Raw genomic sequence first — 13,134 nt, 5'->3', positions numbered from 1 at the left:
AAAAAAAATCCTAACTCTCTAAACTGGGGTCAGATGGAAATCGGGTTGGCCTTGGCGAGGCGATCAAAGGCCATAAGGGTCTCGATCAAGGCAGGCATGTCACGCAGGTAAATCATGTTCGGCCCGTCACAGGGCGCATTGTCAGGGTCTTGATGCGTTTCGGTGAAAACGGCGCCAACTCCGGTTGCAACGGCGGCCCGTGCAAGAACCGGTGCAAATTCACGCTGGCCCCCGGATGCCCCGCCCAAGCCGCCAGGCTGCGCCACCGCGTGGGTCGCATCCATGACCACCGGATAGCCAGTCTTGGCCATTTCAGGCAGGGACTGCATGTCCACCACAAGGCGGTTGTAACCAAAGGAGGCACCGCGTTCGGTCAACAAAATTCGTGTGTTCCCTGTGCTCTCAATTTTTGAAACCACGTTTGGCATATCCCAAGGGGCAAGGAACTGACCCTTTTTGACGTTGATAACGGCGCCTGTCTCACCGGCGGCCAGCAACAGTGCCGTCTGGCGGCACAGGAATGCCGGGATCTGCAAAACATCGCAGACCTCTGCGACTGGTGCACATTGTCCCGGGTCATGAATGTCTGTCAGAACAGGGACACCCAGTGTCTCTTTGACGGACTGTAGAACTTTCAGTCCGGCATCCAGACCAAGAGCAGGTGCCGCGTTGAGCGACGTGCGGTTGGCTTTGTCAAAGGAGCCTTTGAAAATGTACTGCGCGCCAGCTTTGTCACAGGCTTCTTTGAGTGTGCCGGCGATCATCTGCGCATGATCTGCGCTTTCAAGTTGGCAAGGCCCCGCGATCAGCGTCAGCGGGAGGTCATTGCCAGTGGTCAAGCCACCAATCGAAATATGTTTCATGGTTTACGAAGATACCTGTTCACGAAGGATAGATGCCGTTAGCGAGATCATCAGATATATCCCCGAAAAGATCAAAAAGGCCACAATCGTGTTTTCAAACGACTTTGGATAACTTGGGTCTTGTGAGGCAACGGGCGTCACACTTGTGGTCAGGTAGCGAACCTGCCGATTTGCCTCAAGCTCGGTTTGTTTCATCGTTTGCAAAGCGGATTGCATCAACAAGTCCGCGGTCGCGAGGTCGGCCTGTGCCATTTGGATACGTGCGGTTTTTTCAGCCAATGACACGCCACCAATAGTCGCATCTGTCATCTTGTCTTCAAGTGTCGCCAGATAGTTTTGAAGTCGGCGAACATCGCCTTTGACACCTTCAACACGGGCCTTGTTCGGACGTGGGTTGTCTTCAAGCGCGGCAAGCTGCAGTTCTTTTTCCTGCAGCTGGATCTGAACATTCGACACTTGAGCACGCAGGCTTGCAATCAACCCTTCTGGATCAATCAGATCTGAATCACTTTGCAGTTTTACAAGCGCTTCTTGTGCCTCGCGCCGTTCGAGCTTGGCGTCTTCCAGGCTGGCGCGCGCATCCCGCAAGTGATCTTCCCGTTTGCGCTGAGACAGGTCATCCGCGCGCTGTTCGGCATAGGAAATCAGCTTTTCCGAAAACTCAGCAGCGATGGCAGGGTTGGCTGCGCTCACTTCCATCCGGATAGACCCTTCAGTGGGATCATAACTGATCTTCACCATCTTCTTGTAAACTTTGTAAGCCTGCTCGTGGGACGGGTTCGGGTCAAGCCGCTGGATTGGGTCTACTGCGGGGTTCGAAAAATGCGATTTGAACCCCACGTCTTTGTCCAACCTGATCATCGCATCTTTGGATGTCAGATAATCCTGTACCGCAATGGCATCGCTGTTCACATTGAACTGAGACGGCAACAGCGAGCCCAAGCCACCGCCGCCTGCACCTTCGGCCTGTTGGACCAAAAACGCAGATTTGGTCGAGTACATCGGCGTTGCGATTGCATAAAAATACCACCCAGCAAGGAATGTCGGGAGAAAGACAAACACCGAAAGTCTGGCCATCAACAAAGCCAGCTTGCGGCGTCGACGCCGGGCGATGTCTCGCTGAATGTCGCTAATCTCTTTGGCGCGTCGCTCCGCGGGTGAAATCTCGGAAACGTCCGTAGATGGCACGTTCTGTCGGCTTAGCGCCATCGTCTGAGGTAACTGAATTTTACCTCTTTGACTTGCTTCCTCTTTGGCGGGGCCATTGTCGGGGGCCACGAGCTCTAGCATGTTCGTACGCTGAAACGGATCAATCCCATTGGCACGCAACAGACGAACCGCGTCATAGTCTGAAGTCGAGGCGAGCCCGTTTTTCTGAGCGACACGGCGCGCCATGCGCAATTGCCGTCCGGTTAGACCCTCGCGTTTGATCACGTCGATTTCCTGATCCGGGCTCATCGTACCAGGGGCGGGATGCGGCGCCGATGAAGGTGCGGTTTGCTCAGGCGGAGGGGTCTCGGCATGGGGGGGGCGAGGTTGCGACGCCTGTGGCTGCGCCGGTTGAGGTTTGATGGGTTGCACGGGTGCCGCAGCCGCAGGACCCTCTGATCGAGGTGAAGCCTGTTGGCCTGCGGCGCCCCCTTCGGGTGCGCTGCGACGTATGCGAAACTTTTTAGCCTTGGGTTTGGTAGTCATAGAGCTGCTTTGCCTCTTCCAAGGTGTCAAACATGAATAGCTTACCATCAAGAAGGACGGCTGCCGAGCTTGCGTATTTTTCTAGGATTTGCGGCTGGTGCGACACGATCACGATCGTTGTGGTGCGCAGCCGTTCTTTCAATAGTTCACCTGCCTTGCGGTTAAACTCGACATCGGTGGATGACGGCATGCCCTCATCAATCAGGTACATGTCGAAATCAAGCGCGAGCAGCAGGGAAAATGTAAACCGGGACCGCATGCCAGCCGAGTAGGTTCCCAGTGGCTGGTCAAAGTATTCACCAAGATTGCAAAGCCAGCGACAGAAGGCTTCGACATAGTCCGGGTCCAGCCCATAAAGACGCGCGATGTAGCGACTGTTCTCAACGGCGGAATGCTTGCCGACAACGCCGCCCATAAATCCAAGCGGGAATGAGATGCGGCATTTACGGCGGATGTCACCTTCGTCGGGTTTTTCCAGCCCGGCCATCATATTGATAAGTGTCGTCTTGCCGGTACCATTGGGTGCGAGAATGCCAAGGGACTTTCCAATGTCCACGCGAAAAGACACGCGGTCAAGGATCACCTTGCGCTGGGTTCCCGTCCAAAAGGACTTACTCACATTATCAAATTCGAGCATAAATCGCTCCGGCTCTGCTCTGGCCATCCCTCTTAAAGGGTTTTGGTTAACGCTCTATGTGGCGTCTTATCTCCCAATATGTCGGAATACAGGGGGAATTAGCAACAACATGCTGCATAAAATTGAACATTGGGCGGCAAAAAAACGGCGTAACTGCACCAGTTTCTCGGGTTTTCGGGTGTTTTACGACTAGAGGTTGCGTTTTCGGACGCGACAAGCCGTGCCTGCAAAAGCGGAAAGCTGCGCTGCATCAAGGGGGTCATCGCAAAATCAACGGTGCATATGCCCTTAGGAATTCCCTGTCGCAATGGCCACGGGGCATTGTTTGACTGATGTGCCAAACAATGCCCCGCGTTAAGTTCTTGGGTCTATTAGACGCGTCAGGCGACGTATTGCCAGGCCAGACCGGCCAAGAATGCACCAATCATCGCATAACCAAGATAGGCAACAAAGACGCGCGGCTTGACCAATGCCCAGACGGCGATTGCGGCTGGGATACAGCTGACGCCGCCGGCAATCACAAAGCTCATAGCCGCGCCGTTGGACATGCCTTGCTGCAAGAGAGCGTCCACCAACGGCACCGCGCCGTAGCCGTTCAGATAGGCCGGAGCTCCGACGAGTGCACCCAGAAGGATCGGTTTGATGCCTTCACCGCCGAGGAATGCGGCAATCATTTCGGCCGGGACGTATTCCAGCATGAGGGCTTCGATAACATAGGCCAAGGCGAGCCATTTCAGCAGGAACAGACCATTTTCCAGCGTCGCATTTTTGAAAGTCTCGCGGCGCTCAGCCTCTTGCCAGAACTTCCAAACCGGTTTGCCTTGGAACGGCTGTTTGACCCCGCAGCACCCACCAACTTGTGGTTTTTCACGCAGTGGATCAGCAAAAACCGGTGACTTGGCAAAGGTCATTGTGACAAACCCGCCCATCAGCCCCAGGCCCACGGCCGCCAAGGTTTTGGCAATCGCGAAATCGAAACCCAGCGTCCCTGAGGTAATGGCGAACATTGCCGGATCCATCAGGGGGGAAGCCAGCCAAAAGGCCATGACCGCGCTCAGAGGTGCCCCGACGGCCAGCAACGCCGCGATAAACGGGATGACCTCGCATGAGCAAAACGGAGACAGCCCGCCCAAGAGGGCTGCAAACAGGATCATACGTGTTTCGCGGCCTTCAAAAGCTTTGGCGAGGATCGTTTCCGCCCCCGTTGCCTTGAGATAGCCGATGGCAAAGATCGCAAACAGAATGAACGGCGCCGTATGTCCAAGCGCGCCAATGGCAAAGGTTACCGTCGGGATGAATTGCGGTAAATCCAAAACGGCCACGGCAATCAAGATCAGAATGAGCGCCAGCCACGCTTTGTCAATTCGTGCCAGCCGAGCGCCAATGGGCGGCGGGGATTGCGTGGTATCAGCCATGGTCATGATCCTCATGGGGAAGGTCGCTGTCAGCGCAGCATTCATTCAACAGAAATTGGGACAGGGTGCGGATCTCGTCATAGGCCACGGCGGCGCAAATGATGGATCGCCCCTGTTTTTCCTGCGTTACCAGCCCGGATTGGGCCAGAATTTTCATGTGGTGCGTGAGGGTTGACCCCGTCACACCACTGCGTTGTCCCAACTCGCCAATGCTCAGACCTTCGGGGCCCGCGCGCACCAGGCAGCGCAGCACGGAAAGCCGTTGCTCTGAACCCAGCGCCGCAAAGGTCGAGGCGGCGATAGCGAGAGAGATATCATCTGTTGATTCGTGTTTCATATTTCTAGAAATATAGAAATAATTATTTGGCGCAAGGTATATTTCGATATTTGTCGAAATATAATTCGGTTTCGCTTCGCAGTAGGGTGACGCAGATTGGGTGCATGTCACTGATCGAAGATATTCGGGCCTGCCGTCTTTGCGCGGATCGTTTTGCCCAAACAGCCACGCGGCACAGCCCGCGCCCGGTTCCGTGGTTCCAACCCGATGCGCGGCTTCTGATCGTCGGGCAGGCGCCGGGCGCGCGGGTACATGAAAGTGGAAAACCGTTTACCGATCCGTCAGGCGATCGCCTGCGCGAATGGATGGGTGTTGATCCCGCGGTCTTTTACGACCGAGACCAGATCGCCATCCTTCCGATGGCCTTTTGTTTTCCCGGCTACAACGCCAAGGGCAGCGATCTGGCGCCTCCGGCAATCTGCGCCTCGACGTGGCGCCAGCGGGTTCTCGATCATCTGCCGAATGTGCAGCTGACCTTATTGATCGGAGGCTATGCGCAAAAATGGCACCTGGGTCACAAGGCTGGTGTGACCGAGACCGTGGCAGCGTGGCGCGACTATGCGCCCGACCGCTTTCCCTTGCCACATCCGTCGTGGCGCAATACGGCATGGATAAAGAAAAACCCGTGGTTCGCGTCCGATCTTTTACCGGTCTTGCGCACCCGGATCAAAGAGGTTCTGGAATGACACCGCTGGATCAGACCCATGCTGCAATGGACGCCGCCCCGGAGGACGACGCCGCGCGTTTACGCTTTTACGAACGCCTGGCGGATGCCGAACTGTTCCTGCTGCTCAGCAAAGAGCCCGAAGGTGACAGTATCTCACCGGAATTGTTCGACCTGTCGGATCATTCCTTTGTGCTGGTCTTTGACACCGAAGAGCGCCTTGGCACTTTTGTCGGCAAACCCGCACCTTATGCCGCCCTGTCGGGGCGTGTGATCTCTTCCATGCTGGCCGGGCAGAACATTGGGCTGGGTCTGAATCTCGAGGTTGCGCCCTCGTCAATCCTGATCCCGCCGGAAGCGCTGAAATGGTTGGCCGAAACGCTGACCAACACACCTGATGAGGTCGAAGCAACCCCACAGGAATTCACCGCACCCGCAGGGTTGCCTGAAAATCTGGTAACAGCCCTGGATCAGAAGCTCTCAACAGCCGCCGGACTTGCGAAAATGGCGTATTTGGTTGGGGTGTCCTACGACACCGGTAGCCAAAGCCACATGTTGGGTTTTGTCGAGGCAATCCCGGACGCTCAAAGTGCCTTGGCCAAAGCCGTGTCAGAGGCGCTGACCTTTTCTGGTATCGAAGCCGGTGCATTGGATGTTGGTTTTTTTGCCGCCAGTGATCCGGTCGCCGCACAGATGGCGCGTGTCGGGTTGCGGTTTGACCTGCCGGAACTAGCAAAGCCGCAAGAATATGTACCCGTGACACCGGGCAGCGACCCGGACAATCCCCCCAAACTGCGTTAGCCTTCGTTATGAACCCCTAGGTAAAGAGAGGCCGGGATGTTTCAGGACATATCTCTTCGGGCGATCTATATCGGTGCCTTGGCGGCCTTTGTCGGCTACGCGGCGTCCTTTGCAATTGTTCTGGCGGGTCTTACAGCGATGGGGGCCAGCCAGTCACAAGCCGCAACCGGCTTGTTCTTTGCGACACTTGGCATGGGGTTTTGCAGCATCTGGCTGCCGGCCATCACACGGACGCCGGCGGCAGTGGCATGGTCCACGCCTGGCGCTGCGTTTCTGGCCGCTTCTGCCACTTTGCCCGGAGGCTTTGCCGAAGCGGTCGGGGCGATGATCGCCTGCGCGCTGTTGATCGCCCTGACAGGCGTGATCCCTGCGCTAGGGCGTGTTGTTGCAGCGATCCCAAAACCCGTGGCCAATGCCCTCTTGGCAGGGGTGATCCTGAAACTGTGTTTGGCGCCAGCCCTGGGCTTGGGCAGCGCGCCGAAACTGGTGATTCCGGTCATCATCGCATGGGTTATTGGCCTGACGTGGAACCGCCTTGCTGCAATGCCGCTGGCCGTCGTCGCCTTTCTTGGCGTGATGATCTTTGGCGTTGAGGTGCCGCAGGTTGCCGAGACCGAAGCCGCACGTTTCTTGCCCGAGATGACATGGATTGCCCCGGTCTTTTCCGTGCAATCCGTGATCTCTATCGCCATTCCGCTGTATCTCGTGACAATGGCTGGTCAGAACATTCCGGGCTTTTCGGTCCTTGAGTTAAACGGCTACGCCGTCAATCGCCAGTCGGCGCTGCGTCAAACCGGGTTGGCCAGTTTGCTGATTGCGCCTTTTGGGTCCGTACCCGTCAACATGTCCGCGATAACCGCTGCAATGATGGCCGGAGATGACGCCGGCGCAGATCCCAAGGGCCGCTATTGGGCTGCAATCGTTTCGGGAGTGGTTTACGTCGGCTTTGCCTTTGCAGCCGCCGCGGTGACCGCGCTTGCCAGCGTTGCGCCCGCGGATCTGATCACGGCCGTGGCGGGTTTGGCGTTGATCCCTGCGCTGGTCGCTGCCATTTCAGCCGCGTTCAACGATCCCGCTCAAACCGAGGCGCCTGCGATGACTTTCCTCATTACCGCCAGCGGCATGAGCCTGTTTGGCGTGAGCGGTGCCTTTTGGGGCGTTGTGATCGGGGCAACAATCTGGATGGCCAAGCGCGCGTGGTCTCAGTAGCCGGCGGCCCGGTCGACCAGATACAAAAGAGGCTCTCCATCTTCGCAGCGACGAATGTTTTGCGCGATCACGCGGCTGGCTGATACCGGCCGGGTTTCACTGGCGATATGCGGCGTCACCGTCACGTTTGGATGGGCCCAATAGGGGTGGTCCTTGGGCAAAGGTTCGACACGAAACACGTCCAGCGTGGCATGGCCGACCTGTCCGCAGTCCAACGCCGTCAGCAAGGCATCATCGTCGATCAACTGACCGCGACCGGGGTTGATGATCACCGCGCCTTTGGGAAGCTGTGACAAGGTCTCATGGTTTAAGATGTTGGTGGTCGCGGGTGTGTTGGGCAGCAACAACACAAGAATGTCGGCGGTCGCCAATGCCTCTGTTAACCCACCAGGTCCGTTCAGGCATGTTATCCCTTCGGCGGTTTTCGCAGAACGGCTCCAGCCTGTCACCGGGAACCCCAGCCCTGCGAGGGCGTTTGCACAGGCCATGCCCAGTTCGCCCAATCCCAGGATCGTCACGCGGCGATCTTCGGCTAGGGGCGGGACAAATGTGCGCCAGTCTCCGTCTTGCCCGGTAATGTGCAGGTCCATACCCAGATGGTGACGCAGAACATGCCCTGTGACCCATTCGATCATGCCTTGGGTCAATCCATAGTCCACCATGCGGGCCAAAGGCTGGGTCAGAGTTTGGTTGCCGGTAATGGCTTCCACACCGGCCCACAGGTTCAATACCGCCTTGCAGTCTGTGTAGGGTCCGAAATCCTGCACCTCACTGTTGGGCGCATAGACGATGTAATCCACCTCTTGCGGCGCCAAATCAGTGCGCAAGTTAACCTCAAGCGCCAGTTCCTGAAACGCAGCCTTCAGCGGGGCCTCGTAAGTGGTCCAACGCTCGGGGCGGGCGGCAAATAGAACGTTGATCATCTAATTTCCTCTGAGACGTCACCTGCGAATTGCGACAGTCAGGCCACAGATCACAGCGCTGGGCAAGCCCGGTTAACGGGGCCGATGCACATGGGCGCTTTGGATCAACCCAAAGGCCACCATCAGAACCAACATGGCAGAGCCGCCATAGCTGACCAAGGGCAGGGGCACCCCGACCACAGGCGCCAATCCCATGACCATCGACATATTGACCGCAAAGAACAGGAAGAAGGTCGCTGCGATCCCTAGGATCAGGAGTGACGAGAACCTGTCGCGGTTGACCAAAGCGGCGGTGATGGAGAACACGATGATCAGCGCATAAAGCCCCAACAATGAGATGCCGCCCAGAAAGCCAAACTCTTCCGCCAAAGTCGTAAAGATAAAATCGGTATGCTTTTCGGGCAAAAAGTTTAGCCGTGACTGTGTGCCTTGCATAAAGCCACGTCCCGTCCATCCGCCGGACCCCAAGGCGATCTTGGACTGCGTGATGTGATAGCCGGCGCCCAAGGGGTCACTGGCAGGATCAAGGAAAGTATCAATACGGCGGTACTGATAGTCTTTGAGCAATTGCCATGTGGTTCCGCGCGACTGAAAGACCGCTGTAATCAGGCCAACACCCAGCGTCGTCACGGCGGCAAAGTACCCCCAGTGAACACCCGCCATAAACATGACCATCGCGCCGCCCATGATCAGCAAAAGCGATGTGCCAAGATCGGGTTGGCGCAGAACCAAGGCGGTTGGCAACAGGATCGCCAGCACCGGCAGCAAAACCCAAAGCGGGCGCGACACCCGGTCTGGCGATAGCCAGTCATAGTAAGCTGCCAACGCCATCACGAGCGTGATTTTCATCAACTCTGAAGGCTGCAGGCGCATGAAACCAAGGTCGATCCATCGCTGAGCCCCCATCCCGACACTGCCCATGACCTCTACCAGAACCAGCAAAAGGATCGTACCTAAATACGCCCCACTTGAGATGCTGCGCCAGAACCAGATCGGGATCAGGGCCACAACCATCATCAAGCCCAGCCCCATGACAAAGCGCTTGATCTGCGGTTCTGCCCAAGGGCTGAAACCACCTCCGGCGACTGAATAGAGCATCATGAAACCAACGCCCGCCACTGCCGACAGCAACAGGATCAATGGCCAGTTCAGGTAGAGCACCTTGCGCGGGCCGGTTGGCACGGATTTGACGGTATACTCTAGATAACTCATGTGCGGGCATCCCCGCGATTGCCGTCCCGGTCGGGCATCAGGACGCGCAATCGATCCTGCTGTTCCTTGATTTTGCGGCGATCTCGACTGGGATAGGCTTCAAGCGGTGGATCGCCGTCAAACAGCGCCTGAAGGGTGATGTCGCGCGCGATGGGGGCGGCTGCTTTTGAACCGCCGCCGCCGTGTTCGACCACCACGGCAACCGCGATCTTCGGGTCTTCCATAGGGGCAAAGTTTACAAACAGGGCGTGGTCGCGACGTTCCCAAGGCAGATCCTCATTGCGTGTCACACCGGCCGCCCGTTCTGCAGCCGTGATGTTGCGGACCTGGCTGGTTCCTGTCTTGCCAGCAAGGCGGGCGGCATCGTCGATGATCCGGCTGCCATAGGCCGTGCCCCGGCGATTGTTCGACACGTCGAACATGGCACGCCTGACCTGGCGCAGGTTGTTTTCGTTCAATCCCAGCGACGGGGCATCGACCCGCGGGGTCTCAACCCCGTTCACGGATTTGACGACGCGCGGATCCAGCGACTTACCTGAGGCCAATCGCGCGGTCATCACCGCCAGTTGCAGGGGGGAGGCCAGCACAAACCCCTGTCCAATTGAGACATTGACGGTGTCACCCGGCACCCAGTTTTGCCCGCGCACCTGTTCCTTCCATTCCCGAGTGGGGTTCAGCCCACTGGCGATGCCAGATAGCGGCAGGTCGTGGCGATGACCAAGGCCCAGCTTTTCCGACATTGCCGAAATTCGGTCGATGCCCAGTTCCAGCGCCAGTTCGTAAAAATAGACATCGCAGCTTTCGCGCAGCGCCTTGTTGAGGTTCATGTGGCCGTGGCCTGCGCGTTTCCAACAATGGAACTTGCGATCCGAGACTTCCAGATGGCCGGGGCACCAGACAGTGTCTTCCGATGAGATCAGGCCGTCTTCCAGAGCAGCAAGGGCAGTGATCATCTTGAACGTTGACCCCGGAGGATAAGTGCCCTGTACGGATTTGGCCGCCAAGGGCCGATACTTGTTGTCCGTCAGCTCTTGATAGTTCGCGACAGATATTCCGGTCACGAACTGGTTGGGATCGAAAGTGGGCGCTGAACAGACGGCCAAGAGATCGCCATTCTGGCAATCCATCACAATCGCTGCGGCACTTTCCTCACCCAGCCGCGCCTGAATGTACGATTGCAGCTTTTGGTCAATAGTCAGCTGCAGGTCCTGACCTTGCAAACCTTCTTGACGGTCCAACTCTCGCATCACGCGCCCGACCGAGTTGACCTCGACACGCTTGGTGCCAGCTGAGCCGCGCAATTCGGCTTCGTGCTTTGCCTCAATCCCGACTTTGCCGATCTGGAAACGGGGAATGCGCAGCAATGGATCAGGGTTCTCGATCTTGGAAAGATCATAGTCGCTGACTGGGCCGACATAGCCCACAACATGCGCAAAATCCTTGCCCATCGGGTATTGGCGCGACAAGCCGACCTCGGGTGTCACACCGGGCAGGGCAGGGGCATTGACCGCGACCCGGCTGACCTCTTCCCAGCTCACGTGATCCGCGAAAGTCACCGGCAAAAATGGCGCTGAGCGCTTCATCTCGGCCAATGCGCGGGTGATGTCCTCATCTTCGAGGGTAACCAACGACGACAGGCGATGAACAACATCGTCGATATCTCCGGCATCTTCACGAACGATGTTGATGCGATACGACGGCTGATTACGGGCCAAAGTGATGCCGTTGCGGTCAAAGATCTCGCCCCGGGCTGGGGGGATCAGGCGAATGTTGATCCGGTTTTCTTCGGCCAACAGCCGGTACTGATCGGCCTGTTCGACTTGCAACTGGCGCATTCGCAACCCAAGAAGACCCATGAATCCCAGCTGTACACCGCCAAGCAACAAGGCGCGGCGGCTGACTTTAGCCTGAAATTCACTCGAATCCACCTTGGGGCGCTTCATGTGGCACCTGCGATTGCATCTGTTTCACCGGGGCTGACCTTGCGCAGCCCAAACACAGTGTAAGATACCAAAGCCACGAACGGATAGGTGATCACGTTCATTGCCAATTCCGTCAGGCTCATGCCCAGAGGCGCCTGATCCACCAAAAACACCGATAGGAACACACGGTTGGTCAAAGCGATCGTCGCCAGAGCCAAAGTGGCAACAAGCCATTCCGCCATGAATGTTGAATCCCGCAATCCCCGTTCTTGTCCTTTTAACGTTTGCCGCGCCAGAATCATGATCGCTGCCATGACTCCGGGCGGGCGTAGCAGTATCAAGTCCACCAGCAAGGTCAGTCCTGCCACAAGAAGGGTGGGCACATACTCGGGGCGGCGAACAGACCAGGCAACCGTGAAAAGCACGATCAGGTCCGGCCCAGCCCAACTGCGTGGAACGGTTTGCAGAGGCAAGAGCTGCAGAAAAAGCAGAACAAAGATCAGCAACACAAACCAGAAGCGCATGCGCCATTTGCCCGAGATCGCAGCGTCAGCCATCGCTGCCCTCCTGCACTTCAGCCTCTTCCGCGGAAATTACGCCACCGGGTTGTTCAATTTGTTCCATGCCATGATCGCGCAGCACGCGCAGGAATTCCAGACGCCCATAGTCTGCGGCCAAGCGCACACGCAAACGGCCACCCGGATCAGCCGCCACTTGCCCCACAAGCAACCCACTTGGAAATACTCCGCCATCCCCGGACGAAATCACGCGGTCTCCGGGGCGCACGTGCTCAGGATTCGCAAGAAAATCGATATAGGGCGCGATGGTGTTGTCACCCGCCACAATGGCCGATTGTCCCGAGGGCTGTATGATCACCGGAATGCGGCTGGAACTGTCTGAGAGCAGGATCACGCGGGACGAAGATTTACCAACGCCGGATATCCGGCCAACCAGACCGATCCCGTCCATCGCCGCCCAGCCATCCACAATGCCATCACGGGCGCCGATATTCAGTAAGACAGACTGACGGAAAGGCGAGCCGCTGTCGGCCAGAACCACGCCAGTGACAAAGGTCAGACGCGGGTCAAGCCGCACATTGTTTAAGTCCAATAGTCGCGCATTTTCCTGTTCCAACTGAAGGGCTGCCTCTTTCCACGCCTTCATCTGCTGCAGCTCTCGCCGCAACTCTTTGTTTTGCGCAGCAATACGCTGGTAACTTTGGAAATCCCGCACCAGATTGATCGCGCCAGTGACCGGCGCCATCGCCCAATCCATTGAGGGAACAACTTGATCGACGACCTGTGCGCGGAACCGTTCCACGCGCGGACTGTCGATGCGCCAAACCAGAAAGATGGCAAACAGGCATAGCAATAGGACTGCCAGCAGAAGCCGTTTCAGCGGGCCGATATAGTCTTCGCCTTGGCTGCGGTCCTTGGCCACGTCATCCCCTGTTCAG

At 57.3% G+C, this 13,134-nt stretch carries 13 protein-coding genes; 3 read left to right on the top strand and 10 right to left on the bottom strand.

All coding sequences use genetic code 11. From position 1 onward, the window contains the following. Nucleotides 1-29: 29 nt before the first annotated feature. The 5 genes from kdsA to Q0932_RS13325 all read right to left on the bottom strand — a co-directional run bounded on the left by kdsA (nt 30) and on the right by Q0932_RS13325 (nt 4,947). Nucleotides 30-863 carry a 3-deoxy-8-phosphooctulonate synthase gene (gene kdsA / locus Q0932_RS13345; protein ID WP_299353822.1) on the bottom strand — a complete coding sequence of 278 codons (834 nt, stop codon included), beginning with the start codon at nt 861-863 and terminating at the stop codon, nt 30-32. Nucleotides 864-866: 3 nt separating this feature from the next. After that, nucleotides 867-2,558 (bottom strand): capsule biosynthesis protein, encoded by a 1,692-nt coding sequence (locus Q0932_RS13340; protein WP_299353819.1) that lies wholly within the window; start codon nt 2,556-2,558, stop codon nt 867-869. Beyond that, nucleotides 2,536-3,195, bottom strand: a complete 660-nt coding sequence (locus Q0932_RS13335) for an ATP-binding cassette domain-containing protein (RefSeq protein ID WP_299353815.1) — start codon at nt 3,193-3,195, stop codon at nt 2,536-2,538. Before Q0932_RS13335 ends, Q0932_RS13340 begins: the two co-directional genes overlap by 23 nt. A gap of 380 nt (nt 3,196-3,575) precedes the next feature. Then, on the bottom strand, nt 3,576-4,610 hold the full coding sequence (locus tag Q0932_RS13330; RefSeq protein WP_299353812.1) for a permease: 1,035 nt from the start codon (nt 4,608-4,610) through the stop codon (nt 3,576-3,578). Then, nucleotides 4,603-4,947 (bottom strand): metalloregulator ArsR/SmtB family transcription factor, encoded by a 345-nt coding sequence (locus tag Q0932_RS13325; RefSeq protein WP_299353809.1) that lies wholly within the window; start codon nt 4,945-4,947, stop codon nt 4,603-4,605. Before Q0932_RS13325 ends, Q0932_RS13330 begins: the two co-directional genes overlap by 8 nt. Before the next feature lie 104 nt (nt 4,948-5,051). Between Q0932_RS13325 and Q0932_RS13320 the strand changes: the two genes are divergently transcribed. The 3 genes from Q0932_RS13320 to Q0932_RS13310 are packed head-to-tail and all read left to right on the top strand — an operon-like array spanning nt 5,052 to nt 7,621. Next, entirely contained in the window at nt 5,052-5,633 is a 582-nt protein-coding gene (locus Q0932_RS13320) for a uracil-DNA glycosylase family protein (protein WP_299353806.1), read from the top strand. Further along, a complete protein-coding gene (locus Q0932_RS13315; protein ID WP_299353803.1) occupies nt 5,630-6,412 on the top strand; it encodes an SseB family protein in 783 nt (260 codons plus the stop codon). The genes Q0932_RS13320 and Q0932_RS13315 overlap by 4 nt, the downstream gene beginning before the upstream one ends. 36 nt (nt 6,413-6,448) lie before the next feature. Beyond that, complete coding sequence (locus tag Q0932_RS13310) at nt 6,449-7,621, top strand: benzoate/H(+) symporter BenE family transporter (RefSeq protein ID WP_299353800.1); 1,173 nt, start codon at nt 6,449-6,451, stop codon at nt 7,619-7,621. Here Q0932_RS13310 and Q0932_RS13305 read toward each other — a convergent pair. From Q0932_RS13305 to mreC, 5 genes are all read right to left on the bottom strand, one after another. Beyond that, nucleotides 7,615-8,544: a glyoxylate/hydroxypyruvate reductase A gene (locus tag Q0932_RS13305; RefSeq protein ID WP_299353797.1), complete on the bottom strand. Its 930-nt coding sequence runs from the start codon at nt 8,542-8,544 to the stop codon at nt 7,615-7,617. The two genes, Q0932_RS13310 and Q0932_RS13305, sit on opposite strands and share 7 nt — an antisense overlap. Nucleotides 8,545-8,616: 72 nt before the next feature. Then, nucleotides 8,617-9,756, bottom strand: a complete 1,140-nt coding sequence (gene rodA / locus Q0932_RS13300) for a rod shape-determining protein RodA (protein WP_299353793.1) — start codon at nt 9,754-9,756, stop codon at nt 8,617-8,619. Next, the gene (gene mrdA, locus Q0932_RS13295) at nt 9,753-11,699 is read right to left on the bottom strand and encodes a penicillin-binding protein 2 (RefSeq protein ID WP_299353790.1); all 1,947 of its coding nucleotides are present in this window, start codon (nt 11,697-11,699) and stop codon (nt 9,753-9,755) included. The genes rodA and mrdA overlap by 4 nt, the downstream gene beginning before the upstream one ends. Beyond that, nucleotides 11,696-12,235, bottom strand: a complete 540-nt coding sequence (locus Q0932_RS13290; RefSeq protein WP_299353787.1) for a rod shape-determining protein MreD — start codon at nt 12,233-12,235, stop codon at nt 11,696-11,698. Before Q0932_RS13290 ends, mrdA begins: the two co-directional genes overlap by 4 nt. Beyond that, complete coding sequence (gene mreC, locus Q0932_RS13285) at nt 12,228-13,118, bottom strand: rod shape-determining protein MreC (protein WP_299353784.1); 891 nt, start codon at nt 13,116-13,118, stop codon at nt 12,228-12,230. The genes Q0932_RS13290 and mreC overlap by 8 nt, the downstream gene beginning before the upstream one ends. Nucleotides 13,119-13,134: the final 16 nt, after the last annotated feature.

It is taken from the genome of uncultured Shimia sp. (assembly GCF_947498095.1).
Taxonomy (GTDB): domain Bacteria; phylum Pseudomonadota; class Alphaproteobacteria; order Rhodobacterales; family Rhodobacteraceae; genus Shimia.
This window is presented reverse-complemented; position numbering and strand designations above follow the sequence as displayed.